Source organism: Achromobacter sp. DH1f (assembly GCF_000633435.1).
Taxonomy (GTDB): domain Bacteria; phylum Pseudomonadota; class Gammaproteobacteria; order Burkholderiales; family Burkholderiaceae_B; genus Achromobacter; species Achromobacter deleyi.
Genome location: NZ_AYMF01000023.1, coordinates 223,896 through 249,360 on the forward strand (window position 1 = coordinate 223,896; position 25,465 = coordinate 249,360).

The window sequence follows — 25,465 nt, forward strand, 5'->3', positions numbered from 1 at the left end:
CGGCGCCGCTACACCGCCGGCTGCTGGTGCGTGACGCAATGGATCCCGCCGCCGCCCGAGGCGATCGCATCGATGTCCAGCTGCACCACGGTGCGGTCCGGATACAGCGCCTGCAGCACCTCGCGCGCCTTGGCGTCGGCCTCGCGGTCGCCGAATTCCGGTGCGATCACCGCGCCGTTGATGACGAAGTAGTTGATGTAGCCGGCGGCAAAGTCCGGGTTGTCGTCCTGGAACACGCTGGGCCGCGGGTTCAGTGGCGGCGAGACGGTGTGCAATTGCAGCCGGTTGCCGTCGGCATCGGTGGCGGTTTTCAGGATGTCCAGGTGCCGGCGCGTCAGGTCGTAGTCGTACGAATCCGGGTCCATGTCCAGGTTGGCCAGCACCACGCCGGGCCGCACGAAGCGGGCGTAGAAATCCACGTGGGCATCGGTGATGTCGCGGCCCTTGATGCCCGGCAGCCAGATGATCTTGCGCAGGCCCAGGCATAGCTTCAGTTCGGCCTCCACGTCGGCGCGCGACCAGTCCGGGTTGCGGTTGCGGTTGATCCAGCTGCTTTCGGTCATGATGCCGGTGCCGCGGCCGTCGACTTCGATGCCGCCGCCCTCGCCCACCAGTTCGCTGCGCACATGGCGGGCCCGCGCTTCCTTGGCCATGCGCGCGGCCACCAGCGCGTCGGCGTCGTGGTCCTGCTTTTCGCCCCAGCCGTTGAAGTTGAAATCCATGCCGGTCAGGCCGCCCTGCCCGTCCACCAGGAAGTTGGCGCCGATGTCGCGCATCCAGATGTCGTCCAGCTCGGCCGCGAGGAAGGTGGTGTTGTCGGTGCCGCAATGGCGGCGGGCCAGTGCCATGTCATGGGCGCGGCAGAACACGGTGACCGGCTGGTAGGCGGCGATGGCGCGGGCGATGCGGCCCAGCGCGGCCTGCACGGCGGGGGTGAAGTCCTTCCAGATGGCCGGCTGCGCGCCGAATGCAATGAACGCCCGGACCTGTTTTTCGCCTTCGTCGGGCATGCGCCAGTGCACCCCGGCGCCGGCCTGGGCGCGCGTGGCCAGCAGGCCGGCTCCCGAGGCGGCAACCATCCGGGTGGCGGCCAGTGCAGACAGTTGTTTGACGAAATGGCGACGCGTAAACATAAGTAAATCCAATCAGTGGTGAAAATCGCTGAAATCCGGCTCTACGGCCTGGAAAGCATCGTAGAGCCACCGATGTCGCCCGAACAAGCGATATATTTAGCGGACTTCTGATTAGATTTGCTTATCAATCATGCTTAAACAATGGCCGCCGCTGAATGTGCTGCGAGGCTTCGAAGCCGCCGCCCGGCTGGGCAGTTTCCACAAAGCCGCCGACGAACTGCACCTGACCCAGTCCGCCATCAGCCAACAGATCCGCAGCCTGGAAACCTATCTGGAACAACCGCTGTTCCATCGCCAGGGCCGCAGCGTCGTGCTGACCGATGCCGGCGTCGATCTGCTGGGCACCACCCAGGCCATGCTGCTGCAACTGGCCACCGGCATCCGCCGGCTGGACCAGTACCGCAAGCCCAACCAGTTGATCGTCAACACCAGCCCGTCGTTCGCGCGCCACTGGCTGGTGCCGCGCCTGGCGGTGTTCCACGAACGGCATCCCGAGGTCGACCTGTGGCTATATACCAGCGATGCCGCGCCGGACATGACGACCGAGACCATCGACATTGCGGTGCGCGATGACCTGGCGCCGCAAGCCGATTGCGAATTCCGCGTGCTGCGCGAAGACCGCCTGTACCCGGCCTGCCACCCGGACCTGCTGGCCCGTGATGCCGCCCAACGCACCACGCTGCACGGCGAACGCGAAATGGACTGGAGCTATTGGCGCATGCAGGGCGGCGCCGACGTCGGCGAGCGGGCCAGCGGCCTGAATTTTTCGGACCCGGGCCAGTTGCTGGATGCCGCGCGCCAGGGCCTGGGCATCGCCCTGGTGGCCGAGCTGCTGGCGCAGGATGCCTGCGCCGATGGCGCGCTGATCGCGATGACGCCCCAGTCCGTACGAGGCCCCAAGTGGAGCTGGCTGGTGCATCGCGACAGCCGCAACGACCTGGCCGCCGGGTTTTGTACCTGGCTATGCGAGGCGTTGGGCGTGGACTGGAAGCGCTGGGATTGAAGGCGGCGGGGCTCAGCCCGCGTACGGAATGCTGGGCCCCCGCCCGACTTGCCGGTCAATGCAGGATCCGCTCCAGGAACGCCCGCGTCCGTTCGTGCCGAGGATTATCGAAGAAGTCCCCCGGCGCGCCCGTCTCGATGATGCGCCCGCCGTCCATGAACACCACGCGGTCGGCCACGTTGCGCGCAAAGCCCATTTCGTGGGTCACGCACAGCATCGTCATGCCGTCGTCGGCCAGCGATGTCATCACGTCCAGCACCTCTTTGACCATTTCCGGGTCCAGCGCCGACGTGGGTTCGTCGAACAGCATGATGCGCGGCTGCATGCACAGCGACCGCGCGATGGCCACGCGCTGCTGCTGGCCGCCCGACAGTTGGCCGGGATACTTGCCGGCCTGGTCGGGAATGCGCACCCGTTCCAGGTAGCGCATCGCCAGGTCCACGGCCTGGGCGCGCGGCATGCGCCGCACCTGGGTCGGCGCCAGGATGCAGTTTTCCAGCACCGTCAGGTGCGGGAACAGATTGAAGTGCTGGAACACCATGCCGGCATCCGTGCGCACGCCGTCCACGGCGCGCAGGTCATCCGTCAGTTCCACGCCGTTGACGACGATGGAGCCCTGCTGGTGCCGTTCCAGCCGGTTGATGCAGCGGATCATGGTCGACTTGCCCGAGCCCGACGGCCCGCAGATCACCAGGCGTTCGCCCGTCTGCACTTGCAGGTCGATGTCCTGCAGCACGTGAAAGTCGCCATACCATTTGTTCATGCCCGCGATGGTGATCGCGGGCGGCGTCATCGTGGGCAGCGCCGCGCCGTTGGCGTGCGGTCTGGTCATCGGAGTTCCCCTTTTTTGTAGCGGTGTTCCAGCCACATCGAATAGCGCGACAGGCCGAAGCAGATGCAGAAATAGATCGATGCGATGAAGAGATAGGTTTCGACGTACGGCGTGGGCCAGGCCGGATCGGTCAAGGCGGCGCGGCCGGCGCTGAGCAGGTCGAACAGGCCCACGATCAGCACCAGGCTGGTGTTCTTGATCATCACGATGGCGGTGTTGGTCAGCGGTGCGATCACCTTGCGCAGCGCCTGCGGCAGCACCACCAGCCGCGTCATCTGCCACCACGACAGGCCCAGCGCGCGTGACGCCTCGGCCTGGCCCGGCGGTATCGCCTGCAAGCCGCCGCGGATCACCTCGGCCAGGTAGGCCGCCGAAAACACCGTCAAGGCGATGCCGGCGCGCAGCAGGCTGTCGATCGTCATGCCGGCGGGCAGCATGATGGGCAGCACGATGGACGCCATGAACAGCAGGCTCACCAGCGGCAGGCCCCGGATCAATTCGATGATGCCCACGCTGATGAAACGCGCAGTCGGCAGGCTGCCGCGGCGCCCCAGCGCCAGCAGCACGCCCAGCGGCAGGCCGGCGCCCAGCGAGCACACCGCCAGCAGCAGCGTCACCGGCAGGCCGCCCCACGAGGCCGTCGGCACCCGCGCCAGGCCGAACACGCCGCCCTGCATCAGCGCCAGGCCCGCGGCCATGCCGACGATCCACAGCACCGCCGTGCGCAGGCGCCAATGCCGCGGGCTCAGCGAATACACCGTCATGGCCAGGATGAAGCCGCACACGACCGTGGGCCGCCACTGCTCGCCCGGCGGATAGATGCCGAACAGGATCTGGCGCATCTTCTCGCCCAGGAAGGCCCAGCAGGCGCCGCTGGCCTGGCGGCAGACATCGCCGGCCGCGCCGGGCCAGACCGCGTCGATCACGGCCCAGTTGATCAGGCGGCCGGCCGCGGCCAGCACCAGCGCCAGCGTTGCCACGGTGGCCAGCGCGCTGAACAGGCTGCCGAACAGCCGGTGCCACACGGTATTGCGGCGGTCGCGCGGGGCCTGGCGCGCCGGCTGCGGCGCGGCGGTGGAAAGGGTCAGGCTCATGCGCGTTGCGTCCTCAGAAGGCGGCGGTTGTACAGGTTCATGAACAGCGACACGGACAGGCTGATGCTCAGGTACACCGCCATCAGCACCGCCACGCCTTCGATGGCCTGGCCGGTCTGGTTGATGGTGGTGGTGATGACGAACGACAGGTCGGGGTATCCCACTGCCAGCGCCAATGTGGTGTTCTTGATGATGGACAGGTACTGGCTGGTCATCGGCGGGATGATCACCCGCAGCGCCTGCGGCACCACGATCCAGCGCAGCGCCGCCGCCGGTTTCAGGCCCAGCGAATGCGCCGCTTCCCATTGGCCGCCCGGCACGGCGTCGATGCCGCCGCGGATGATCTCGCCCGAAAACGCGGCCGAGTAGATCGTCAGGCCCACCAGCAAGGCGGTGAATTCCGGCGTGAAGGCCGTACCGCCGATGAAGTTCAGGCCGCGCAGCGTGGGGCTGTCCACCTGCAAGGTGGCCCCGCCCCACCCGGCGGCCAGCGCCACCACGGCCAGCGCGGAAACTACGCCCAGCGAGCGCCACGGCACCGCCCGGGCCGTGCTGCGTCGGGCCAGGCGCCATGCGCCCCACCCCAGCAGCGCCGCCGCCAGCAGCCCGCCCACCAGCGCCTGCACATTGCCTTGCACCGATACGCTGGGAAAGAACAGCCCGCGTACCGACAGGAACACACCCGGCAGCGGCTGCAGCGCCTGCCGCACGGACGGCAGGTTGAGCGTCACGAGGCTATACCAGAACAGCAGCTGCACCACCAAGGGCGTGTTGCGCACGGCTTCCAGGTACACGGTCGCGATGCCGTTGACCAGCGGATGGCGGCTGCGCCGGGCCAGCGCCAGGCCAAAGCCCAGCACCGTCGAGGCCACGATCACCAGCGCCGAGATGTACAGCGTGTTGACCAGCCCCACCACGAAGGCGCGGCCATAGCTGTCGGTGGGCTGGTAGGCAAGCAGGCTTTCCGCCATCGGAAAGCGCGCCGCTTCGCCCAGGTAGTCGAACCCCATGGCAATGCCGCGCTGGGTCAGGTTGGCGTGCGCGTTCCAGGCCAGCCACCCCACCGCCCCGAGAAAGCCGCAGGCGATCAGCGCCTGCATCAGGACAGCCCGGGCGCGGCCGTCGAACCAAAGTCGCTTGAACATGATGTGCCTCTACGCAATGCGCGTCGTCGTGAGCCGCGCCGCGGCTCAGTTGAAGACGTAGGGGTACATCAGGCCGCCATCGCGGTACAGGCGGTTCATGCCGCGTTCGAGCTTCATCGGGCTGTTCTTGCCGACGTTGCGCTCGAAGATCTCGCCATAATTGCCCAGCTGCTTGACGATGTTGTAGGCCCAGCGCTCGTCCAGCCCCAGCGCCTTGCCGTTGCCGGGTTCCACGCCCAGGAAACGGGCGATGCGCGGGTCGGTGGATTTCAGCATCTCGTCCACGTTGGCCTGGGTAATGCCCATGTCTTCGGCCGCGATCGGCACCTGGATCACCCATTTCACGATGTCGAACCAGCGGTCGTCGCCGTGGCGCACCGACGGCGTCAGGGCCTCGCTGTGGCCGCTGGCCGGGAAGATCACGTAGTCGTCCGGGTTCTGCGCCTGGGTGGCGCGCACCGCCGCCAAGGCCGACGCGTCGGTGATCAGGCCATCGCAGCGTCCCGAAAAGAAGGCCTGGCGCGAGGCCGCCACGTTGTCGAACAGCACGGTTTTCAGGCCCAGCTTGAACTTGCGCGACAGGTCCGCCACCGTCACTTCATTGGTGGACCCCGTCTGCACGCAGATGGTGGCGCCCACCATGTCCTTGGTCTGCGTGATGCCCAGGTCCTTGCGCACCATGAAGGCATCGAACTCGTAGTAGTTCGGGTAGGTGAAGTTGATGCCGTTGGCATCGCGCCGCAGCGTCCAGGACGTGGTGCGCGGCAGCACGTCGATCTGGCCCGTCTGCAACGCGGTCAGGCGCTGCTGGCCCGTCAGCGGCACGAAGCGCGCCTTGGTCGCATCGCCCAGCACCGCAATGGCGATGGCACGGCAGGTGTCCACGTCCAGCCCCTTCCAGTTGCCGTCCTTGTCCGGCGCCGAAAAACCGGTGGTGCCGTGGCCGGACCCGCAGATGACGTAGCCGCGAGCGCGGATCTGGTCCACGGTGGGGCTGTTGGTCTGGGTGACGGCGGCCGCCACCGGAGATGCGCCCGCCGCGGGGGCCTCGGGCGCCGCGGCAGGCGCGGCGGACTGGGCGAATGCAGCCGACGGCGCCAGGACGGCCGTCGTGGAAGCAACTGCGGAGACCACCGCGGCGACCAGGACCCGGCCGCCGAAACACGAAGTGAAACGAGACAACATGGCAATTCCCCTTGCTATATATAGAGCGCCTTCTGGCGCTTCGAGTCCGCCGCCGGCAAGGTGTGCCGGCGGTGGGCGTTCAAACCGGTGGGCGTTCAAACCGGTGCAGGCGATCCGGGCCGCAATGCCGCGAAACGACCGCACCGCGGCCAGAAACTCAGCGCTGCGCCTGGTACGCCGCCAAGCCGGCGCGCAGGTCATCCTTGAGCACGTCCACGTCCTCCAGCCCGATGGACAGGCGCACGATGGGCCGGTCCGTCGCCGGAAAGGCCCGCCCCGCCTGCAACCCCGCCGGGTAATAGGCGGCCAGGCTGTGCACGCCGCCCCAGCTTGCACCGATGACGAAATGCCGCAGCGAATCGAAAAAGCCGTTGAAGGCGGATTCGGGTGCGGGCGCCAGCACCATCGAAAACAGGCAGCCGTTGGTCGAGAAATCACGGCGCCACAGCGCGTGGCCAGGGTCGCCAGGCAGCGGCGGATACAGCAGGCGTTCCACCTGCGGCTGCGCCGCCAGCCATTCGGCCACCTGCAGCGTCGCGTCGCTTTGGGCCCGCACCCGCAGGCCCAGCGTTTCCAGGCCGCGCAGCACCAGGAAGCAATCGTCGGGGCTGACCTGCTGGCCCAGGATGCTCTGGGTCTCGCGCAGCACGGCGTAGTGGCCGGCATCGTTCATGCTGATGGCGCCCATCAGCACGTCCGAATGGCCGCTGAAGAATTTCGTGGCCGCCTCGACGCTGAAATCCACGCCGTGCGCCAGGGGCTTGAACCCCAGCGGGCTAGCCCAGGTGTTGTCCATCATCGTCAGCACGCCGTGGCGGCGCGCGGCGGCGGCAATGGCTGGTACGTCGGCCATTTCCATGGTGACGGTGCCCGGCGCTTCGATGCAGATCAGCCGCGTGGTCGGGCGAATCAACGCCTCGATGCTGGCGCCGATCGACGGGTCGTACAGCTCGACGTCCACGCCCATGTGGGCCAGCCATTTCTCGCCGAACGTCTTCAGTGCGCCGTAGCAGGCCGCGGAAATCAGCAGGTGATCGCCGCCACGCACGAAGCCCATCACCACCGTCATCAGCGCCGCCGCGCCCGACGGCGTGATGACGCAGTGACGCCCGCCTTCCAGTTCGGCGATGCAGTCTTCCAGCAGCCGCGCCGTGGGCGTGCCGGTGACGCCGTAGCTGAAGCCGTCGGGCTGGCGGTGCTTGCGATTGACGAAGTCTTCCAGCGAGCCGAACACCACGGTCGAGGCGCGGTGCACCGACGGCGACAGGCTGGCAAAATCTCTATTAGTCTGGTTGATAGCTTTCATCTACTCTATTCGCTGGGCTTAGAAGGTGATCGGGAATAGCGCCAGTGTCTGCCTTTCGCCCCATTGCCTCAACAATTGAAAATACTCAGTCGATAAGCGGGACTTATAGATGGACATGCGCGAAATCCAGGTCTTCCGGGCCGTGATGCAGGCCGGCACGACCAGCAAGGCCGCTACCCTGCTCGGCATTTCCCAGCCGGCCGTCAGCCAGGCCATCCGCAAGCTGGAAACCTCGTCCGAACTGCGCCTGTTCGAACGCGTGCGCGGGCGCCTGGTGGCCACGCAAGAAGCCGAGGCGCTGATGGAGGAAGTGGACCGCTGCTTTGCCGGCTTCGAACTCATCGAACACCGCATCCGCAGCCTGAAATCGTTTGGCGTGGGCCGCCTGGCCGTGGGGTCGCTGCCGGCGCTGGGCACCGGTTTCATGCCACGCGCCATCGCCGCCTTCGGCCTGCAGGACCGCCGCATCCAGATGTCGTTCCAGATCATGAGCTCGCGCGAGGTGCTGCAGCAGGTGGCCGCCGGCCAGCTGGATTTCGGCCTGATGGCCGACGAACTGTCGGTGGCCGGGCTGGAACACTCGGAATTCGTGCGCATTCCCGGGGTCATCGCGATGCACAACCGCCACCCGCTGGCGGCCAGGCCGCGCATCGCGCTGCAAGACCTGATCGACCACCCCTTCATCGCGCTGAACCCCGAAGACGCCAGCCGGCGCCGCCTGGAAACCGCGCTGAACGACCAGGGCCTGGCGCTGCGCCCGATCCTGGAAACGCCCTATTCCAATTCGGTCTGCGAATTCGCCCTGCACGGCCTGGGCATCGGCATGGTGCACCCGGTGATGGCGCTGGACTACCTGGCCCGCGGCCTGACCATCAAGCCGCTGGACCTGGACATCAGCTTCACCTGCCTCCTGGTGTTCCGGCCCGGCACACCGCTTTCAGAAAACGCGCGGGCGTTGCTGAAAGCGATGCGCATCGAGCTGGACCGGGATTTGAAGCGGATCCGGGCGGCGCTCAGTACTTGAAGCTCAACCGCGCCCAGAGCGTGCGGCCCGGCTCGTTCATGCGTGTATCGGCCGCAAAGCCGAAGCCCGCGTCGCCCGCCAGGTTCAGGTGTTCGCTGTAGGTCTTGTTGAACAGGTTGTCCACGCCCACCGACAGCCGCACCTGCTTGTTGACGGCATACCCGCCGTTCACCGAGAACACGCCAAAGCCGGCGCTGGGCCCGAAATCCTTGCCGACCACATTGCCCTCGTTCACCGCATAGCGCCGTTGGGCGGCCACCAGACGCCAGAGCGCCCCGGCCGACCACGTGCCATCGTCGTAGGCCGCGCTGAACTTGGCTTCCAGCGGCGGCATCTGCGGCAAGGCACGGCCGTCGCGGCGGTTCTGGCCCCAGGCATAGGCCAGCGTGGCGCCGACCTTCCACGACGGCGCCAGCTTGTACGAAGCCCCCAGTTCACCCCCGGCGATGCGGGCGTCGACATTGGTCGCCTGTGAGGTCGACCCCATCATGCCGCCCGACGTGTAGTTGAACAGGATGAAGTCGTTGACGTAGCCCGCGTAGCCCGAGAACCAGGCGTCCAGCGTCTCCGTCTTGTATTGCGCGCCGACGTCGAGCTGGGTGGTTTTCTCGGGTTTCACGCCCTGGAAGGCGTTGACGGTGCCGGACGGCCCGCTGCCCGGCGAAAACAGTTCCCAGTAGTCGGGAAAGCGCTCGGCATGGCCCAGGCCGACGTAGACCGTGGCGGGCACGCCGGCCAGGTCTTGCTCGTAGCGCAGAAAGCCGCTGGGCAGCGTGTCGCGGCGCCGCTCGCCGGCGGTCGGGTTGGGCATCGGCATCATCATGGCGCCGTCGTCCGGGCGGAAGTCCTTGGCCGAAGCCCAGTCCACACGGGCCCCGCCGATGACGCGGGCGTCCGGCGCGGCGTGCCAGGTCAGTTCGCTGAACAGCCCGGTATTGGAGAATTCGGCGTCCTTGACCCAAGGCTGGCTGTCGTAGGAAATGACATCCGTGCCGCTGCGCTGGCGATGGCGGCTCTGCTGGAAGTCCAGGCCGGTCACCAGGCTGACGTCCTGCGACAGGTTCCAGGTGCTGGCAAAGCGCCCGCCCCAGGTGGCCCGGTCGACGTCGGCCGCCATGGCCATGGGCATGGCGCTCATCGGGTCCGGTTTGCGCAGCGTGTAGTTGTCCATGACGTGGTCGGCGTAGTTGTAGTACAGCTGCGCCTCGACCTTGTTGAGCACCGTGCCCAGGTTGCGCTTCTCGAAACGCAGGCCGAAGCTCTCGCGCTTGAATTGCGAGCCGTCCATGCTGCGCCCGGCGTAGCGCGCCTGGCCATCGCCGGTGCCGGCGGTCAGTTCGTACAGGGTGTCGGCGTCGGGGGTGAACCCCAGCGTCAGGTCGGCGTTCCATTTATCCCAGCGCGACGGCACCTTGTTGCCGTCGCCGTCCTTGTAGTCCTGGGAATGCGAATGGTTGGCGGTGATGCGGGTATAGACCTTGTCATTGCCCACCGTCAGGTCGGCGGCCTGGTCGTTGCGGCCGTTTGACCCGCCCACCAGGCTGCCGTCAAAGCGCACGCCGGCTTCGGTGAAGCGCGGCGTGTCGCGGTCGAACTTGATGGTGCCGGCCGACGCGCCCGGCCCCCACAGCACGGTCTGCGGTCCCTTGATGACGGTGAGCTGGTCGAAGTTTTCCGGCGAGATGTACGAGCTGGGCGCGTCCATGCGCGCGGGGCAGGCGCCGGGCATGGAGGTGCCGTTGGTCAGGATGTTCAGGCGCGAGCCGAACATGCCGCGCAGCACGGGGTCGCCATTGGTGCCGCCGTTGCGGATCGCGGAAAAGCCCGGGATGGTCTTGAGATAGTCGGTGCCGTCGCTGGCCGGCAAGGGCTGGCGCGGCAGCTTCGGGTCGGTCGTGAACGTCAGCGGCGCGCTGGGCGCCACGCCCGTGATCACGACGGGATCGGTGGTGATGACGGCGTCGGCGGCTTGCGGCCACGCGGGAAACGATGCCGCCACGGCGGCGGCCAGGCCGCTCGCGCGCAGCCATTGCTTGTTCTTGCGCATAGGATTCTCTTGGTCTGGGTTGCGCACGGGCGCGCACCGGCGGTCAAGACCGCGCGAGGCAGGCTGGCGTCAACGGGAATGCAAAGGGAACAGAAAGGCTCAGACCAGGACAGGCGGCGCGCGCGAACGCTGCGGCAATCGGGCCAGCGCACTGGAGAAGTGCGGGGCCGGTGCGGACCTGGGCAAGGCCTGCGGCGGTGCCGCGGGCAACAGCCAGGCCAGGAGGAAAAGCATGGGCGGCGTGGCGCCGCCCAGCATGGCGCAGCCGCCGCTGCAGCAATGCGGCAAGGCGCCGCTGTGCTGCGACGCGGCCGGCTTGGCGCCGTCGGCATCGAGCGTGACGACGCGCGGACCGCTGGCCGTGCAGATGATGGTGGTGGCGCCCGGCGCGCCAGCGCCTGTGCGCGGGGCCGCCAGGACGGCGGAGGCGATCAGGGCCTGGAAGACGAACAGGGTCGCCGCGACCAGCGCGATCCAGCGTCTTGCAGCATGGGCCCCTGCGTGCATCCGTCCTCTCCTTGACGGCGCCGATGGTAGCATGCGCGCCGCCACGGGCACGGCTGGCGCAGCGTCCGGCCAGGCTGTTGACGCCGCGCTTTGATGCCGGTCAATCCACGACCGCCGGCACGCCCCGCAACCGCCGTCGCCCCGGGTCCGGCCGCGGCACTGCCGCGATCAGTTTGCGGGTGTAGTCCTGCTCCGGCGCCTCGAAGATCCGGTCGCACTCGCCCTCTTCGACCAGTTCGCCCGCCGCCATGATCGCCACGCGGTCGGCGAAGTGCCGCACCACGCCCAGGTCGTGGGAAATGAAGAGATAGGTCAGGCCGTGCTCGGCCTGCAGGTCGGCCAGCAAGTCCAGCACCTGCGCCTTGACCGACACGTCCAATGCCGACACGGCTTCGTCCGCGATGATGAAGCGCGGCTCCAGCGCCAGGGCGCGGGCAATCGCGATGCGCTGGCGCTGGCCGCCCGAGAACTGGTGCGGAAAGCGCCGCGCGTGGTCCGGTTGCAGGCCCACCCGCGACAGCAGCGCCAGCATGCGGGCGCGGCGCTCGTCGGCGGTGTAGAGCTTGTGGATCACCATGCCGTCCATGATCGCGTCACCCACCGTGCGCCGCGGATTCAGGCTGGAATACGGGTCCTGGAAGATGGTCTGCACCTGACGCCGGAACGACATCAGCGCAGCACCCGTCAGATGCCGCACATCGTGGCCGGCCAGCTGGATGCGGCCCGCGGTGGGTTGCAGCAGCCCGGCCAGGCAGCGGCCCAGGGTGCTCTTGCCCGAGCCGGATTCGCCCACCAGCGCCAGCGTGGTGCCCTGCTCCACGGCCAGGCTGACGCCCTTGACGGCCTGCACCCGTCGGGTCGGCCGGCCCAGGAAATCGCGCGCGGCCACGTAGTCCTTGGCGACGCCATCGGCTTGCAGGATGAATTCGGTCATGGTGTGGCTCCTTCGGCCGAGACGTCAGGGGCGGCCAACTCGCCCACCTTGGGCGCCAGGCGGCGCGCTGGGTCGCGCGGCGCGTCCACGTCGGGCACGGCCGCCAGCAAGGCCTGGGTGTACGGATGGCGCGGCTGGTTGAAGATCTGCGTCACCTCGCCCGTTTCGACCACCCTGCCCGCCTGCATGACCACCACGCGGTCTGCGATCTCGGCCACCACGCCCAGGTCGTGCGTGATAAACAGCACGGCCGCGCCGGTTTCCGCCTGAATGGAAAACAGCAGTTGCAGCACCTGCGCCTGCACGGTCACGTCCAGCGCCGTGGTGGGTTCATCGGCAATGATGAGCTTGGGCGTCAGGGCGCAGGCAATCGCGATCATGACGCGCTGGCGCATGCCGCCGGACAGCTCATGCGGATAGGCCCGGGCGCGTTGCGCCGGTTCGCGGATGCCCACCCGGTCCAGCAGCGCCACCGCGCGTTCCCACGCCGCGCGGCGGCCCAGCACGCCATGGATGCGCAGCACTTCGGCGATCTGGCTGCCGACCGTGCGGCCCGGATTCAGCGCGGTCATGGGTTCCTGGAACACCATGGCGATGTCCTTGCCCCGCAGCGCGTCTTTCTCGCGGTCCGACGCGCGCAGCAGATCGCGGCCGTCAAACTCCATGGCATCGGCCGCGACGCGCCCGGGCGGGTCCACCAGGCCCATCAGCGAAAAGCCCGTGACCGACTTGCCCGAGCCGGATTCCCCCACCAGGCACACGACTTCGCCGCGCGCCAGCGTCAGGTCCACGCCCTTCACGGCGGCCACGGTGCCGTGGGCGGTGTCGAAATCCACGGTCAGGTTCCTGACCGTCAGCAGTACGTCGGATGCGCGCGTCATCGTTGCAGCTCCGGATTCAGCGCGTCCTGCAGCCAATCGCCCAGGACGTTGACGGCCAGCACCGTGAAGAACAAGGCCAGCGCCGGCACCAGCACGGGCCACGGATTGGTGAACAGATAGTCTTTCAGCGACCCCACCATCTGCCCCCACGACGGCACCGGCGGCCGCACGCCCAGCCCCAGGAAGCTCAAGCCCGCTTCCAGCAGCATGGCGAACGAGAACGTGAACGACGCCTGCACCGCAATGATGGACCGCATGTTGGGCAGCACCTCGTGCCAGATGATCCAGCCCGTGCCCGCGCCCAGCGAACTGGCGGCCAGCACGTGTTCGCGCGCCCGGATGCCGCGCGCCACGCCCCAGGCCACGCGGGCGAACTGGGGCGCATACAGCACGCCGATGGTCGCCACCAGCGTCGGCAGGTTGCCGCCGATGAAGGCCAGCACCACCAGCGCCACGAAAATCTCGGGCAGCGACACGAACACGTCCACGACCCGGATGGCGGCAGACTCCAGGCGCCGGCCCAGAAAGGCCACGCCCACGCCGATCGCCACGCCCAGCACGCCGGCCAGCACCACCGCCGCGGCGGCCACGGTGAGCGACACGCGGGCGCCGTACACGGCCCGCGACAAGAGGTCGCGGCCCAGTTCGTCGGTGCCCAGCCAGTGCGCCCGGGTCGGACCCGACAACAGATTGGCGGCATCGATCTGGTAGGGATCGGCCAGCCCCAGCGCCGGGCCGAGCACGGCGGCGAGCACCACTACGGCCAAAAAGCCCAGGGCCAGCCGCACGGACAGGCCGCCGGTGGAAGTTCGAAGGAATGCGATCATGCGGACGGCCTGCGGATGCGGGGATCGACAAGGGCCTGGGCCAGGTCGATGACCAGGCTGATCAGGATGAAAAGCGCGAAGATGGCCAGCAGCGAACCCTGGATGACCGGGTAGTCGCGCGAGAACGCCGCGCTGACCAGCAGCGAGCTCAGGCCTGGCCAGTCGAACAGCGCCTCGATGATGACGGTGCCGCCCAGCAGGTTGCCCGCGCGGATGCCGATGATGGCAATCACCGGCACCAGCGCGTTGGGCAGCGCGTGGCGCAGGATCGCCTTGCCCCGCGGCAGCCCCTTGGCCCGGGCCAGTTTCACGTAGTCGCGACTCATCACGTCCGACAGGCTGGCGCGCGTCATGCGCGCCACCACACCCATGAAGTTCAGGCCGATGGTCAGCGACGGCAGGATCAGCGACAGCAGGTGCTGCACGGGGTCATCGGCAAACGACACGAAGCCGGACGACGGCAGCCAGCCCAGCGCCAGGCTGAACACCAGCACCAGCAGGATGCCCAGCACGAACACCGGCGCCGAAAACCCCGCCACCGCCAGCACGGACGCCGCCATGCCGGCCAGCCGGCCGCGCGAACGCGCCGCCACCACGCCCAGCGGCACCCCCAGCACCACCGCCACCAGCAGCCCGGCGCCGATCAGTTCCAGGCTGCGTGGAATGCGCCGCGCCAGTTCGTCGACCACCGGTTCGCCCGTGCGCAGCGATACGCCCAGGTCGCCGTGCGCCAACGCGCCGGCCCAATGGGCGAACTGCGTGCCCAGCGGCAGGTCCAGCCCCAGCTGGCTGCGCACGCGCGCCACCGCCACTGGATCGCTGCCGGCCTGGTCGCCCAGCATGATGGCCACGGGGTCGCCGGGCAGCAGATGAATCGCGATGAAGACCACCCCGGCGGCCAGCGCCAGGGTGACCAGCGCCGACGTCAGGCGCCTGAGCAGGAAAGGCAGCATGCCGGCGCGCTCAGTTCAGCCACATGGTGGGCAGCGAGATGCCGGGGCTGCTTTCGCTCAGCGCCCCGCCCAGCTGCGTATAGCCGTGCACCTTGCGCAGGTAGCCCTGGCCCTGCTCGCGCCAGCTCACGAAGACCCACGGGCTGGTGTCCAGAATGCGCTTTTCGGCCTGCTGGTAGATCGGCTGGCGGGCCTTGGGGTCAGTCAGCGCGCGGCCGTCGGCCAACAGCTTTTCCAGTTCGGGGTCGCGATAGCCGACCGGCTTGGCCCAGTAGCTGGAATCGCCGCCCAGGTAGTAGGCATAGGCGTCCGGGTCGGGCAGCTTGACCGACACGCCGTAGATCATGGATTCATAGTCGCCGCGGTTCTTGCGTTCGACCAGCGTGGCCCATTCCACGGGTTCCAGCTTCAGGTTGATGCCGACTTCCTTCAGGTTGGCCTGCACCACCTGCGCCATGGTCGTGTAGATGCCCAGCCCCTGGAACACCACCATCGATGCGTCCACGCCATTGGCATAGCCGGCTTCGGCCAGCAAGGCGCGCGCCTTGGCGGGATCGCGCTTGTAGGTACCGTCCAGCGCCTTGTCGTAGTACGGCGAATCGTCCGGCGTGGGCGCGCCGTAGATGGGCTTGCCGTAGCCGAAGAACGCGGCCTTGGACACGGCTTCGCGGTCGATCGCGTACGACACCGCGCGGCGCACGCGGGCGTCGTCGAACGGCTTCTTGCTGGTATTGAACCAGACGCTCATGAACGCGCCGCCGGCGGTGTCGATCTTGATGCCGGCGTTGCGCCGCAGCACGTCGATGTCTTTCCAGGGCACGAAGTCGATCATGTCCAGCGACTGGCTGCGCAGCGCGTTCACGCGCGCGTCATCGCTCTTGATCATGCGGAAATCCACCCCGTCCAGGTAGGGTTGCCCCGTGACGAAATAGTGCGGATTGCGCACCAGGTTGGCGCGCACGGCGGGTTCGTAGCTTTTGAGCTGGAACGGGCCGGTGCCGTTGGCGGACAGCTTCAGGTTGGCGCCGCCCTGTACCCACTTGCGCGACACGATCGCCGCTTCGGGCAATGCCAGCACGCTCAGCATGGTGGCGTCCGGCGTGGGCTTTTCGACCTTGACGGTGGCCGCGTCCACCACGGTGACCGTGGCGCCCTGCAGGTTCGAGCGCAGCGTGGCGCCCGTGGCCGGGTCCAGGATGCGGTCCAGCGAGAACTTCACGTCGTCGGCCGTAACCGGCGTACCGTCCTGGAACGTCACGTCCGGGCGCAGGTGAAACACCAGCGTGCGGGCGTCGGGCTGGTCCCAGCTTTTTGCCAGCCGCGGCACGATCGTGCCGTTCTTGTCGTAGCCCGCCAGCGGGCTGTACAGCGCCTCGATCAGCACCTTCCAGGCGCTGCCGCCATACACATGCGGATCGAGCGACACGATTTCGGACACGGTGCCGTAGCGCAGCGTGCCGCCGGCCTTGGGCGTGTCGGCAGCGACGCCGCTGGAGGCCCAGGCCGTCAGGGCGCAGGCGCCCAGGGCCAGCGCCAGCCGGCGCCAGGGTTGCAGGATTGCCATGGTGTTCCCCTTGTTCATGATGGTCAGCCGGTGCGCGGCGCGCCGTCAGGACGGCAGCGCCTCGACCAGGCGGTCGATGTCATCGGTATCGTTGTAGTAGCTGGGCGAAATGCGCAGGTTGCCCCCGCGCACCGCCAGGTCCACGCCGGCCTCGCGCAGGCGATCAGCCAGGTCTTGCGCGTCGTGGCGGGCATGCTTGAACGACAGGTTGCCCGAGGCCTCGCCGGGCACCCGCGAACTGACGATCTGGAAGCCCTTGCGCTGCAGCGCCACGGCGGCGTAGTCGGTCAGTTCCAGGATGTGCGCCTCGATGCGGGCCGGCGTCAGCGCCAGCTGGATGCGCACGGCGGCATCCAGGCCCCAGATGCCCGTGAAGTTGGCCAGCGCTTCCTCGAAACGGCCGGCGTTGGGCCGGTATTCCAGCAGGTAGTGCATGTGGTCTTCGGTGCTGTCGACGCTGTGATAGCCCACGCTGGGCGGGTCCAGCAGGCCCAGCACGCTCTTGCGGCAATAGAAGTAGCCGGTGCCGATGGGTGCCAGCATCCACTTGTGCCCGCCCACCGACAGGAAGTGCACGCCCAGCCGTTCCACGTCCAGCTCCAGCGCGCCGGCCCACTGGATCGCATCCAGGTTCAGGTACACGCCGCGTTCGTGGCACAGGTTCGAGGTGGCCTCCAGGTCCTGCCGGAAGCCGTTCGAAAATTGCACCGCGCTCAGCGACACCAGGCGGGTGCGGTCGTCCATCAGCTTGCGGATATCGTCCACCAGGATGCGGCCGTTGCGGTTCTTCACCCAACGGATCGTAACGCCGCGCGCCGCCAGCTTCATCCAGCAATACACGTTGGACGGGTACTCGATGTCGGGCAGGATCAGGTTGTCGCCGTCGCGCCACGGAAAGCCGTTGGCCACATTGACCAGCCCTTCGGTGGTGTTCTTGACGTACGCGATCTCGTCGCGCCCCGCCCCGATCAGCCGGCCGATGCGGGCCTTGATGGTTTCCTCGGCGTAGCGGCACCACTCGGGATAGGCGTTGCGGCCGTTGTCGCGCACGTCCTCCATGAAGCGATTCACCGCCGCCACCACCGGCAGGCTCAGCGCGCCGATCGACGCGTTGTTCAGATACGCCCGCCGCTGCTTGATCGGGAACGCCTGCCCGATGTTGCTCCAGTCGAGCTGCTCGATGCCATTGCGGTCATCGGGAAACAGTGCCGCGGGTCCGCCCACGGAAACCGGTTTGTCCAGGATATTCACGCCGCGCCTCTTTCATTGAAGGTGGGATGATCCTAAGATTGCGTGAATCCATGCGTCAATTTCGTTTGGAGTATCGATTCATGCACTTTTGTAATGTATCGCGGCGGCCTGGCCGCTTTCTCCTATGGCGCAGCGGGAACGGCCCGAGTCTGTCCCTGCCCGCCCTTTCGGGTTTGTCCCTATGCGCCTGAACCGCCTGCAAGCCCTGCGCGCCGTCATGGAAACCGGCAGCGTCACCGAGGCCTCGCGCCGCATCCACCGCACCCAGCCCCAGATCAGCCGCCTGATCTCGGCGCTGGAAGAAGAAGTCGGCTTTTCGCTGTTTTCACGCCAGGGCCGCGGGCTGATCCCCACCCAGGAATGCCTGCGCTTCTACGAGGGCACGCGGCACATCCTGGCCGGTTTCGAAGAGGTGGATCGAATCGCCGGCAACATCCGCAACCAGCAGGACGCCTGGCTGCGCATCCTGACCCAGCCCTACTTCGCCTACAGCGCCATGCCCGGCGCCATCGCCGAATTCGGCCGCAGCCATCCGCAGGTGCGCATGTCGCTGGAAGTGCGTTCGCGGGTGGACGTGGGGCTGTGGATGTCGGGCCAGCAGTTCGACCTGGGCGTGGCCGCGCTGCCGATCGATTTCCCGGGCATCACCAGCCGCACTTTCGCCCAGGTACGGCTGGTGATCGCCATGCCCGAAGGCCACCGCCTGGCGGCCAGGCGCGTGGTCACGGCCGACGACATCCAGGACGAGCCCTTCATCGCGCTGCGCCCCTATACCCTGCTGCGTCAGCACATCGACGACTTGATGGAAAAGCGCCGGCTGCCGCTGCGGCTGGTGATGGAAACGTCGTCCGGCCAGTCCGCCTGCCAACTGGCGGCGCTGGGCATGGGCATCGCCCTGGCCGATCCGATCCTGGCGGCCAACGTGCCCGGCATCGTGCTGCGCGACTTCGAGCCGCGTTTGACCATGCCGTACGGCTTCCTGCTGCCCAGTTCGTATGCGCCGTCGGAACAGGCGCGGGAATTCGCGCGGCTGCTGATCCGGCGGGTGAAAGAGATGGCGCCGGAGCGGGTGGACCTGGTGCCGCAGGATGCCGCCGAGGGAGATGGCGGCATGGCGTTTCCGTAGGCGAATCAGGGCCCGTCCACACGACAAGGCCCCTCGGACCAGCCCTAGCCTACCGGCGTCGGCCGGGCCACCCAGCAGAACCAATTCAGGCGCGGCACCGAGCCGGCCAACGCGGGATCGTCGTGTTCGAAGCCGACCTCTATTCCGCCTGACGTGGTGACCAGAAAGGCATAAGGCGGCGCGTGCGGCCGTACGTCGCCGACCGCGATACCGCGGCGCGCCGCGTTGTCCAGAAAGCGCGCCAGGGGCGTGCCGGCCCGCAGGATGCCGGTGTCCGTCAATGCCAATGGGCCGCCTCGGACATACCCGCCCCGCCCGCTGAAACCGTCCACGAACACCGTGGTCAAGGCCGTCTCGGATTCGAAATGGAATTCGATGTCGCCGTAGCCGACGATCAGCGGAAAACAGCGCGCGTCTCCGGGCCGATAGGAGCGGTCCAGGTCCGTGGGGGTGTAGACCTCATCGGGCGGCCCCAGGGCGGCGAAGACCGCTTGCGGCGTGCTGTCGGCGCCGGGGCGCCACGGCCCGATCCGGCCATGCTGGAGGAAGGCGATTAGCGAAATCATCGCGGCATTATCGCGCAGCCCGGTGGATGCGCCCGCCCTTGCCTCTGCCCGGTGCCTACGCCAGCCGTTCGAACTTCTGCACCAGGAAATCGACGAACACCCGTACCCGCGCCGGCAACAGCCGCGACGCGGTCATGACGTACAGCGGAATCGGGTCCAGCTGCCAATCCGGCAGCAGCCGCACGATCTGCCCGGCCTGCAGCAACGCCGACGCCTGCGTGCGGCTCAATTGGCCGATGCCCATGTCCTGCCGGATCAGCTGGCGGATCAGCGACTGGCTGTTGGTGACCAGCAGCGGCGTCGGCTGCACCGCCACGGCGTCGTCGCCGCTATGCAGCGTCCAGCCGGCGCCGGCCTCGGTCTCTGACGTGAACAGGCACTGGTGATGTTCCAGCTGGGCCGGCGCCAGCGGCGTGCCGTGCGCGGCCAGGTAGGCCTTGGTGGCATACAGGTGGCGCCGCACCAGGCCGACCCGCCGCGCCACCAGGCGCGAGGCCGTGGGCGGGTCGCCGGTAAGGATGCTGACGTCGTGCCGCTGCGTCATCAGGTCGGGCAGCAGCGACGTCAGGAAAATGTCGAAGCTGATCTGCGGGTAGGCCGCGTGGAACTCGGCGAAATGCGCGTCGGCGAAATAGGTGGCGAAGTCGTTCGACATGCTGACCCGCAGCACGCCCGACGGGTCGGATATCTCGCTGTTCAACTCGTCGTTGACGGTCTTGGCCTGCTGCACGATGTCGTCGATCTGCTGCAGGTAGCGCGCCCCGGTCTCGGTCAGCGTCACGCGGCGGGTCGAGCGGTTGAACAGCTTGATCTTGATATCGGCTTCGAATTCGGTGATGCGGCGCGACAGCGTGGACGTGGGCACGCCCAGCGCCTGCGAGGCTTTGGTGAAGCTGCCCTCTCGGGCGACCGCCGCGAAAAACGCCATGTCCCGCAGGCGGTCTATGTCTCTGCTCATCGTCTACCTCTTGCTGCGTCGTTCTTGAAATTAGATGACAACTCATCTATAATAGATGATAAGTCATCTAATTCGCAAACCCAGCCATGTCCCAGGAAACCGCCGCCCCGCCCCAAGGCCGGCTCAGCACCAAGATCGGCGTCGTCGCGCGCCAGTGGCGCCGCGCCGTCGATCAACGCCTGCAGCCGTTCGACCTCACCCAGGCCACCTGGCTGCCGCTGGTGCAACTGGCCCGCGCGCCCGGCCCGATGCGCCAGAAAGACCTGGCGGCCGCCCTGTCGCTGGACAACTCCGCCGTGGTGCGGGTGCTGCAGAACCTGGAAGCCAACGGCTTCATCGAGCGCCTGGAAGACCCGGACGACCGCCGCGCCAAGGCGCTGGCCATCACGGCCCAGGGGCGCCAGCTGGTGCGGCGGGTCAATACCGTGTCCGCCACGCTGGAACGCGAGCTGCTGCAAGGCATGGCGCCCGAAGACGTCGACGCCGCGCACCGCGTGCTGGACCGGCTGGGCAGCCTGCTGCTGGATCTGAACGGCGCCACTCAGGCCCGCTCTTGATGGCGTTGCCGTCCACGCCTGAACTTGCACACTGACGTCCCCCCACCATGACCGCCGCCGCGCCCACCCCTGCCTTGCCGGATGCCGCGGCCGCCAGCGGCCTGCGCACACTGCTGTTTCCGCTGGCCATCGCGCTGGCCGTGGGACTGGACTATTTCGACAATTCCGCCTTTTCGTTCTTCATCAGCGACATCGCCGGCGGCATCGGCGCCCCGCCCGATGAACTGATCTGGTCATCCAGCGCCTACGCCGTGGCCGGCGTGCTGGGCATCCTGCAACACCAATGGTGGGTCGAACGCCTGGGCCACCGCCACTACATCGGCGCCTGCCTGCTGCTGTTCGCCGCCGCGGGGGTGCTGGCGGCGCTGAGCCAATCGTCGGCCGAACTGGCCGTGGCGCGCGCCTTGCAGGGCTACCTGATGGGCCCGATGATGGGCGCCACGCGCATCCTCATCCAGCAAAGCTTCGCCCCGCGGGAACGCGGGCGCGCCACGCGGCTGTTCCTGTGCAGCATTCTGCTGTGCAGCGCGCTGGCGCCGCTGGCGGGCGGCTACCTGGTGGCCGACTTCGGCTGGCGCGCGGTGTTCGTCTGCACCATCCCCGTGGCGCTGATCACGGGCGGACTGGTCATGCTGGCGGTGCCGGCCACCGGCCGCCTGCCGCCCGAACAGCGCGGCGAGCCCCACCTGTGGCCCTACGTGATCGCGGCGCTGGCGCTGGGCGCCTTGCAGATCGTGGCGCAGCAACTGCGCACGTCGCCGTTCAGCGAATCGCCCGGCCTGGAAGGCCTGACGCTGGCCGGCGTGCTGCTGCTGGGCGCCTTTCTGTGGCATCAATGGCATCATCCGCGTCCGCTGTTGCACCTGCATGGCCTGAAAGAAGCCACCTTCCGCACCGGCCTGATGCTGTATGCGCTGTACTACTTCATCAGCAACGCGTTCAGCTACCTGGTGTCGCGCTTCTTGCAGGCCGGGCTGGGCTATCCCGTGGAAAACGCCGGGCATCTGGTCGGGGTGACGTCACTGGCGGCGCTGGCCGGCGCCCTGCTCTATTTCCGTTTTGCCGGCCGGCTGACGCGCAAGAAGGGGTTGATCACCACCGGTTTCGTGCTGGCCGCGCTGATCGGCGCCTGGCTGGCGCATCTGCCGCCCGACGTCAGCCAGTCGTGGCTGCTGCTGCCCCTGACGTTGCGCGGCCTGCTGTTGCTGTTCATTGCGCTGCCGGTGGCCAACCTGGCCTTCCAGCCGTTTGCGATGGAGCTGTATCCGCACAGCTACCGCGTCAAGAACATCGTCAAGCAGATGGCGTATTCGTTTTCCACGGCCACCATCATCGTGCTGGAACAGCACCGCCTGGCCCTGCACCAGACCCAGCTGGCCGCCAACGCCAGCCTGTCCAACCCGGTGTTCGCCAGCACGCTCGACCAGCTGACGCAGCGTTTCGCGCAGGCCGGCGCGGCGCTGGCGGCCGCGCATGGCCTGGCGCTGGCCGAAATCCAGCGCGTGATCACGCAGCAGGCCAATTTCATGAGCGTGCTGGACGGCTTCGTGTTCCTGGGCGGGGTGTCGGCGGTGGCGGCCGGGTATGCGTTGTGGCAACGCCGGATTCACTGACCCCGGCGGTGCCACCCAACGCCCGGCTATTAGCTAAAAGTAATTGAATATTTCCGGATGGCGACAGCCTTGCGCATCATGCAGGGTCGGGACGCGGCCCTGCCGCCTGTCTTTCACGCCCACTCTTTCCGGAGAAGCCCTTTGTTCCAACGACTGCTCGCCTCGGCCCTGACGCTGACGGCCCTGGCCGCTGCCCCGGCCCACGCCCAGCAAGCGCCCCAGGCCCTGCTCAATACGTCCTACGACATCGCGCGCGAGCTGTTCGCCGCCATCAACCCCAAGTTCCAGGCCGACTGGAAGGCCAAGACGGGACAGGACGTCAGCATCGAACAGTCGTTCGCCGGCACCTCGCGCCAGGCGCAGTCCATCATCCAGGGCCTGAAGGCCGACGTGGTGACCTTCAACCAGGTGCCCGACGTGGACATCCTGGCGCAGAACAAGCTCTTGGCCGCCGACTGGCAGAAGAAGTTCGCCAACAACAGCTCGCCCTACTACAGCACCATCGCCTTCCTGGTGCGCCGCGGCAACCCGAAGAACATCAAGACCTGGGACGACCTGGTGCGCGATGACGTCAAGCTGGTGTTCCCCAACCCCAAGACGTCCGGCAACGCGCGCTATTCCTACCTGGGCGCCTGGCTCTACGCCCACGAGAAGTTCAAGGGCGACGACGCCCAGACCCGCGCCTTCGTCGGCAAGCTGCTCAAGAACGTCGAGAGCTTCCCCACCGGCGGGCGCGGCGCCACCGTGGCGTTTGCCCAGAACAACCAGGGCGACGCGCTCCTGACCTTCGAATCCGAGGTCAACAACATCGCCCAGGGCGACGAATTCAAGGCCCAGGGCTTTGAAGTGGTGGTGCCGCCGGTCAGCGTGCTGGCTGAATTCCCCGTGGCCTTGGTGGACAAGGTGGCCGACGAGAAAGGCACGCGCAAGGTGGCCGAGGCCTATCTGCAGTTCCAGTACTCGCCCGCCATCCAGAAGCTGTTGACCGACTTCAACTACCGCGTCCACGACGCCGAGGCGATCAAGGCCAGCGCCAGCCGCTTTCCGGCGATCCGCCTGATCAACCCGCAAGACGTGTTGGGTTCTTGGGACCAGATCACCAAGACCCACTTCGCTGCCAACGGCGTGCTGGACCAACTGCTGGGCGCCGGGCGCTGACACCCGCCCTTGCCATTCGCCATGACAGCCGGCTGCCCCACGGGGCGGCCGGCGCCTTTTCGTTCGGGTCCGCATGCCTAAGTTCTTTCGCCAGCACCCCACGCTGCCCGGTTTTGGGTTGAGCTTCGGGGTCAGCAGCCTGTTCATCACGCTGGTCATCCTGCTGCCCTTGTCCGCGCTGCCGCTCTACAGCAGCCAGATGAGCTGGGGCCAGTATTGGCAAGCAGTGACCGACCCGCGGGTGCTGGCCAGCTACCGCGTCACGCTGCTGTCGGCCGCGTATTCCACCGCCGTGGTGCTGGCGGTGGGCTTGCTGCTGGCGTGGATCCTGGTGCGCTACCGCTTCCCGGGCCGCGCGCTGCTGGACGCGGCCGTGGACCTGCCCTTTGCCCTGCCGACGGCAGTGGCCGGGCTGACGCTGTCGGTGCTGCTGGCGCCGGGCGGCTGGGTCGGCCAGTTCTTCGCGCCGCTGGGCATCAAGATTTCCTACGCCTTTCCCGGCCTGGTCATCGCCATGATCTTCACCAGCCTGCCATTCGTGGTGCGCTCGGTGCAGCCGGTGCTGGCCGATATCGGCACCGAATACGAAGAGGCCGCGCGCACCCTGGGCGCCAGCGGCCGCCAGGTGGCCTGGCGCGTGCTGCTGCCCGCGCTGGTGCCGGCGCTGTTCACCGGTGGCTCGCAGGCCTTCATCCGCAGCCTGGGCGAGTTCGGCGCGGTCGTGATGATCGCCGGCAACATTCCCTACAAGACCGAAGTGACGTCCCTGATGATCTTCAGCCGCCTGGCCGAATACAACTACCCGGCCGCGGCCGCCATCGCCACCGTCGTGCTGGCCGCGTCGCTGCTGCTGTTGTTTGCCTTGCAGATGTTGCAGGGCCGCCTGTTGCCATGGCAGCGCGTGGCGGGGGTCTGACGGATGCGCCCGGATTCCCCTTGGCCGCGCCGCCTGCTGATCGCTGCGGGCCTTCTCGCCGCCCTGTTGCTGCTGGTGCTGCCGCTCAGCCTGATCTTCACCCGGGTCATCGTCGGCGGCTGGGCGGCCCTGGTGCAGAACCTGGGCAGCAGCGACATGCGCGCGGCCATCGGCCTGACCTTGCTGGCGGCCCTCATCAGCGTGCCGGTGAACCTGGTGTTCGGCGTGCTGCTGGCCTGGTGCGTCACCCGCTACGACTTTCGCGGGCGGCGCGTGCTGATCGCACTGGTCGACATCCCCTACGCCACCTCGCCGGTGGTCGCCGGGCTGTGCTACCTGGTAGTCTACGGGCTGGAAGGCGCGTTCGGCCGCTGGCTGAACGGCCATGGCGTGCAGCTGATGTTCGCCTGGCCCGGCATCGTCATGGTGACTATCTTCGTGACCTCGCCCTTCGTCGCGCGCATCCTGATTCCGCTGATGCAGGCGCAAGGGCCCGAAGAAGAACAGGCCGCGCTGACGCTGGGTGCGGGCGGCTGGCAGATCTTCCGCCGCGTCACGCTGCCCAACATCAAATGGGGCCTGCTGTACGGCGCCGTCATCACCAACGCCCGCGCGGTCGGCGAGTTCGGCGCCGTATCGGTCGTGGCCGGCGCCATCCGCGGCAAGACGCTGACGCTGCCGCTGCTGATCGAACAGCTCAACGACGACTACAAGACGGTCGCCGCCTTCACCGCCGCCGCGCTGTTGGCCTGCATGGCGTTGCTGACGCTGGTGGTGAAGACGATTATGGAAAGGCAGCGGCCGGCGGGGTTGTAGCGCCCGTCGACCCTTGCCCGGCGTTTTAAAACGGCTGCTTCAGGACGGCAGCTTCAGGCCGGTGATCTG

General features: G+C 67.7%; 24 protein-coding genes. 8 read left to right on the forward strand and 16 right to left on the reverse strand.

Annotated features, from left to right (window positions below; genetic code table 11):
* Positions 1 to 8: 8 nt before the first annotated feature.
* Positions 9 to 1,133, reverse strand: a complete 1,125-nt coding sequence (locus U858_RS0119010; RefSeq protein WP_025138744.1) for an agmatine/peptidylarginine deiminase — start codon at positions 1,131 to 1,133, stop codon at positions 9 to 11.
* Positions 1,134 to 1,263: 130 nt separating this feature from the next.
* Here U858_RS0119010 and U858_RS0119015 point away from each other — a divergent pair, with 130 nt between their 5' ends.
* Positions 1,264 to 2,136, forward strand: a complete 873-nt coding sequence (locus tag U858_RS0119015; RefSeq protein WP_025138745.1) for a LysR substrate-binding domain-containing protein — start codon at positions 1,264 to 1,266, stop codon at positions 2,134 to 2,136.
* 55 nt (positions 2,137 to 2,191) lie between these two features.
* Here the strand turns inward: U858_RS0119015 and U858_RS0119020 are convergent, their stop codons facing one another.
* From U858_RS0119020 to metC, 5 genes are all read right to left on the reverse strand, one after another.
* Positions 2,192 to 2,929: an amino acid ABC transporter ATP-binding protein gene (locus U858_RS0119020; RefSeq protein WP_115596994.1), complete on the reverse strand. Its 738-nt coding sequence runs from the start codon at positions 2,927 to 2,929 to the stop codon at positions 2,192 to 2,194.
* Positions 2,930 to 2,964: 35 nt separating this feature from the next.
* Positions 2,965 to 4,062, reverse strand: coding sequence for an amino acid ABC transporter permease (locus U858_RS0119025; RefSeq protein WP_025138747.1), 1,098 nt, complete (start codon positions 4,060 to 4,062; stop codon positions 2,965 to 2,967).
* Entirely contained in the window at positions 4,059 to 5,207 is a 1,149-nt protein-coding gene (locus tag U858_RS0119030) for an amino acid ABC transporter permease (protein ID WP_025138748.1), read from the reverse strand. The genes U858_RS0119025 and U858_RS0119030 overlap by 4 nt, the downstream gene beginning before the upstream one ends.
* Positions 5,208 to 5,252: 45 nt before the next feature.
* Positions 5,253 to 6,392: an amino acid ABC transporter substrate-binding protein gene (locus tag U858_RS0119035; RefSeq protein ID WP_025138749.1), complete on the reverse strand. Its 1,140-nt coding sequence runs from the start codon at positions 6,390 to 6,392 to the stop codon at positions 5,253 to 5,255.
* A 157-nt stretch (positions 6,393 to 6,549) separates the two neighbouring features.
* Positions 6,550 to 7,698, reverse strand: coding sequence for a cystathionine beta-lyase (gene metC, locus U858_RS0119040; protein WP_025138750.1), 1,149 nt, complete (start codon positions 7,696 to 7,698; stop codon positions 6,550 to 6,552).
* Positions 7,699 to 7,807: 109 nt separating this feature from the next.
* On the opposite strand from metC, the gene U858_RS0119045 reads away from it, so the two are divergent.
* Complete coding sequence (locus U858_RS0119045) at positions 7,808 to 8,722, forward strand: LysR substrate-binding domain-containing protein (RefSeq protein ID WP_025138751.1); 915 nt, start codon at positions 7,808 to 7,810, stop codon at positions 8,720 to 8,722.
* Here the strand turns inward: U858_RS0119045 and U858_RS0119050 are convergent.
* From U858_RS0119050 to U858_RS0119085, 8 genes are all read right to left on the reverse strand, one after another.
* Positions 8,712 to 10,769 carry a TonB-dependent copper receptor gene (locus U858_RS0119050; protein WP_025138752.1) on the reverse strand — a complete coding sequence of 686 codons (2,058 nt, stop codon included), beginning with the start codon at positions 10,767 to 10,769 and terminating at the stop codon, positions 8,712 to 8,714. The two genes, U858_RS0119045 and U858_RS0119050, sit on opposite strands and share 11 nt — an antisense overlap.
* A gap of 99 nt (positions 10,770 to 10,868) precedes the next feature.
* Positions 10,869 to 11,276 carry a DUF2946 family protein gene (locus tag U858_RS0119055; RefSeq protein WP_025138753.1) on the reverse strand — a complete coding sequence of 136 codons (408 nt, stop codon included), beginning with the start codon at positions 11,274 to 11,276 and terminating at the stop codon, positions 10,869 to 10,871.
* Between the two features lie 100 nt (positions 11,277 to 11,376).
* Positions 11,377 to 12,210: an ATP-binding cassette domain-containing protein gene (locus U858_RS36175; RefSeq protein ID WP_025138754.1), complete on the reverse strand. Its 834-nt coding sequence runs from the start codon at positions 12,208 to 12,210 to the stop codon at positions 11,377 to 11,379.
* Positions 12,207 to 13,091, reverse strand: coding sequence for an ABC transporter ATP-binding protein (locus U858_RS36180; RefSeq protein WP_051593619.1), 885 nt, complete (start codon positions 13,089 to 13,091; stop codon positions 12,207 to 12,209). The genes U858_RS36175 and U858_RS36180 overlap by 4 nt, the downstream gene beginning before the upstream one ends.
* The gene (locus U858_RS0119070; RefSeq protein ID WP_025138756.1) at positions 13,088 to 13,918 is read right to left on the reverse strand and encodes an ABC transporter permease; all 831 of its coding nucleotides are present in this window, start codon (positions 13,916 to 13,918) and stop codon (positions 13,088 to 13,090) included. The genes U858_RS36180 and U858_RS0119070 overlap by 4 nt, the downstream gene beginning before the upstream one ends.
* On the reverse strand, positions 13,915 to 14,871 hold the full coding sequence (locus U858_RS36450) for an ABC transporter permease (RefSeq protein ID WP_025138757.1): 957 nt from the start codon (positions 14,869 to 14,871) through the stop codon (positions 13,915 to 13,917). The genes U858_RS0119070 and U858_RS36450 overlap by 4 nt, the downstream gene beginning before the upstream one ends.
* A 10-nt stretch (positions 14,872 to 14,881) precedes the next feature.
* Complete coding sequence (locus tag U858_RS0119080) at positions 14,882 to 16,435, reverse strand: ABC transporter substrate-binding protein (RefSeq protein ID WP_025138758.1); 1,554 nt, start codon at positions 16,433 to 16,435, stop codon at positions 14,882 to 14,884.
* A 45-nt stretch (positions 16,436 to 16,480) separates the two neighbouring features.
* A complete protein-coding gene (locus U858_RS0119085; RefSeq protein WP_025138759.1) occupies positions 16,481 to 17,686 on the reverse strand; it encodes an aminotransferase class V-fold PLP-dependent enzyme in 1,206 nt (401 codons plus the stop codon).
* 181 nt (positions 17,687 to 17,867) lie between these two features.
* Here U858_RS0119085 and U858_RS0119090 point away from each other — a divergent pair, with 181 nt between their 5' ends.
* Complete coding sequence (locus tag U858_RS0119090) at positions 17,868 to 18,812, forward strand: LysR family transcriptional regulator (protein ID WP_025138760.1); 945 nt, start codon at positions 17,868 to 17,870, stop codon at positions 18,810 to 18,812.
* Between the two features lie 44 nt (positions 18,813 to 18,856).
* Here the strand turns inward: U858_RS0119090 and U858_RS0119095 are convergent, their stop codons facing one another.
* Positions 18,857 to 19,378, reverse strand: coding sequence for a hypothetical protein (locus U858_RS0119095; RefSeq protein ID WP_025138761.1), 522 nt, complete (start codon positions 19,376 to 19,378; stop codon positions 18,857 to 18,859).
* Positions 19,379 to 19,433: 55 nt separating this feature from the next.
* Positions 19,434 to 20,336 (reverse strand): LysR family transcriptional regulator, encoded by a 903-nt coding sequence (locus tag U858_RS0119100; RefSeq protein WP_029954087.1) that lies wholly within the window; start codon positions 20,334 to 20,336, stop codon positions 19,434 to 19,436.
* 86 nt (positions 20,337 to 20,422) lie between these two features.
* Here U858_RS0119100 and U858_RS0119105 point away from each other — a divergent pair, with 86 nt between their 5' ends.
* From U858_RS0119105 to cysW, 5 genes are all read left to right on the forward strand, one after another.
* Positions 20,423 to 20,893, forward strand: a complete 471-nt coding sequence (locus tag U858_RS0119105; RefSeq protein WP_025138763.1) for a MarR family winged helix-turn-helix transcriptional regulator — start codon at positions 20,423 to 20,425, stop codon at positions 20,891 to 20,893.
* 47 nt (positions 20,894 to 20,940) lie between these two features.
* Positions 20,941 to 22,506 (forward strand): MFS transporter, encoded by a 1,566-nt coding sequence (locus U858_RS0119110; protein ID WP_025138764.1) that lies wholly within the window; start codon positions 20,941 to 20,943, stop codon positions 22,504 to 22,506.
* 141 nt (positions 22,507 to 22,647) lie between these two features.
* A complete protein-coding gene (gene cysP, locus U858_RS0119115) occupies positions 22,648 to 23,664 on the forward strand; it encodes a thiosulfate ABC transporter substrate-binding protein CysP (RefSeq protein WP_025138765.1) in 1,017 nt (338 codons plus the stop codon).
* A gap of 73 nt (positions 23,665 to 23,737) precedes the next feature.
* A complete protein-coding gene (cysT, locus tag U858_RS0119120) occupies positions 23,738 to 24,580 on the forward strand; it encodes a sulfate ABC transporter permease subunit CysT (protein WP_025138766.1) in 843 nt (280 codons plus the stop codon).
* 3 nt (positions 24,581 to 24,583) lie between these two features.
* The gene (gene cysW / locus U858_RS0119125) at positions 24,584 to 25,396 is read left to right on the forward strand and encodes a sulfate ABC transporter permease subunit CysW (RefSeq protein ID WP_025138767.1); all 813 of its coding nucleotides are present in this window, start codon (positions 24,584 to 24,586) and stop codon (positions 25,394 to 25,396) included.
* Positions 25,397 to 25,465: the final 69 nt, after the last annotated feature.

Bases quoted from the DNA above. Each gene is read 5' to 3' on its own strand.
- U858_RS0119050 (WP_025138752.1), bottom strand. From the start codon at position 10,769: ATGCGCAAGAACAAGCAATGGCTGCGCGCGAGCGGCCTGGCCGCCGCC.
- U858_RS0119045 (WP_025138751.1), top strand. From the start codon at position 7,808: ATGGACATGCGCGAAATCCAGGTCTTCCGGGCCGTGATGCAGGCCGGC.
- cysT (WP_025138766.1), top strand. From the start codon at position 23,738: ATGCCTAAGTTCTTTCGCCAGCACCCCACGCTGCCCGGTTTTGGGTTG.
- U858_RS36450 (WP_025138757.1), bottom strand. From the start codon at position 14,871: ATGCTGCCTTTCCTGCTCAGGCGCCTGACGTCGGCGCTGGTCACCCTG.
- U858_RS0119105 (WP_025138763.1), top strand. From the start codon at position 20,423: ATGTCCCAGGAAACCGCCGCCCCGCCCCAAGGCCGGCTCAGCACCAAG.
- U858_RS0119055 (WP_025138753.1), bottom strand. From the start codon at position 11,276: ATGCACGCAGGGGCCCATGCTGCAAGACGCTGGATCGCGCTGGTCGCG.
- U858_RS0119015 (WP_025138745.1), top strand. From the start codon at position 1,264: ATGCTTAAACAATGGCCGCCGCTGAATGTGCTGCGAGGCTTCGAAGCC.
- U858_RS0119110 (WP_025138764.1), top strand. From the start codon at position 20,941: ATGACCGCCGCCGCGCCCACCCCTGCCTTGCCGGATGCCGCGGCCGCC.
- U858_RS0119020 (WP_115596994.1), bottom strand. From the start codon at position 2,929: ATGACGCCGCCCGCGATCACCATCGCGGGCATGAACAAATGGTATGGC.
- U858_RS36175 (WP_025138754.1), bottom strand. From the start codon at position 12,210: ATGACCGAATTCATCCTGCAAGCCGATGGCGTCGCCAAGGACTACGTG.
- U858_RS0119100 (WP_029954087.1), bottom strand. From the start codon at position 20,336: ATGAGCAGAGACATAGACCGCCTGCGGGACATGGCGTTTTTCGCGGCG.
- U858_RS0119025 (WP_025138747.1), bottom strand. From the start codon at position 4,062: ATGAGCCTGACCCTTTCCACCGCCGCGCCGCAGCCGGCGCGCCAGGCC.
- U858_RS0119080 (WP_025138758.1), bottom strand. From the start codon at position 16,435: ATGGCAATCCTGCAACCCTGGCGCCGGCTGGCGCTGGCCCTGGGCGCC.
- U858_RS36180 (WP_051593619.1), bottom strand. From the start codon at position 13,091: ATGACGCGCGCATCCGACGTACTGCTGACGGTCAGGAACCTGACCGTG.
- cysW (WP_025138767.1), top strand. From the start codon at position 24,584: ATGCGCCCGGATTCCCCTTGGCCGCGCCGCCTGCTGATCGCTGCGGGC.
- U858_RS0119095 (WP_025138761.1), bottom strand. From the start codon at position 19,378: ATGATTTCGCTAATCGCCTTCCTCCAGCATGGCCGGATCGGGCCGTGG.
- metC (WP_025138750.1), bottom strand. From the start codon at position 7,698: ATGAAAGCTATCAACCAGACTAATAGAGATTTTGCCAGCCTGTCGCCG.
- U858_RS0119030 (WP_025138748.1), bottom strand. From the start codon at position 5,207: ATGTTCAAGCGACTTTGGTTCGACGGCCGCGCCCGGGCTGTCCTGATG.
- U858_RS0119070 (WP_025138756.1), bottom strand. From the start codon at position 13,918: ATGATCGCATTCCTTCGAACTTCCACCGGCGGCCTGTCCGTGCGGCTG.
- U858_RS0119090 (WP_025138760.1), top strand. From the start codon at position 17,868: ATGCGCCTGAACCGCCTGCAAGCCCTGCGCGCCGTCATGGAAACCGGC.
- U858_RS0119010 (WP_025138744.1), bottom strand. From the start codon at position 1,133: ATGTTTACGCGTCGCCATTTCGTCAAACAACTGTCTGCACTGGCCGCC.
- U858_RS0119035 (WP_025138749.1), bottom strand. From the start codon at position 6,392: ATGTTGTCTCGTTTCACTTCGTGTTTCGGCGGCCGGGTCCTGGTCGCC.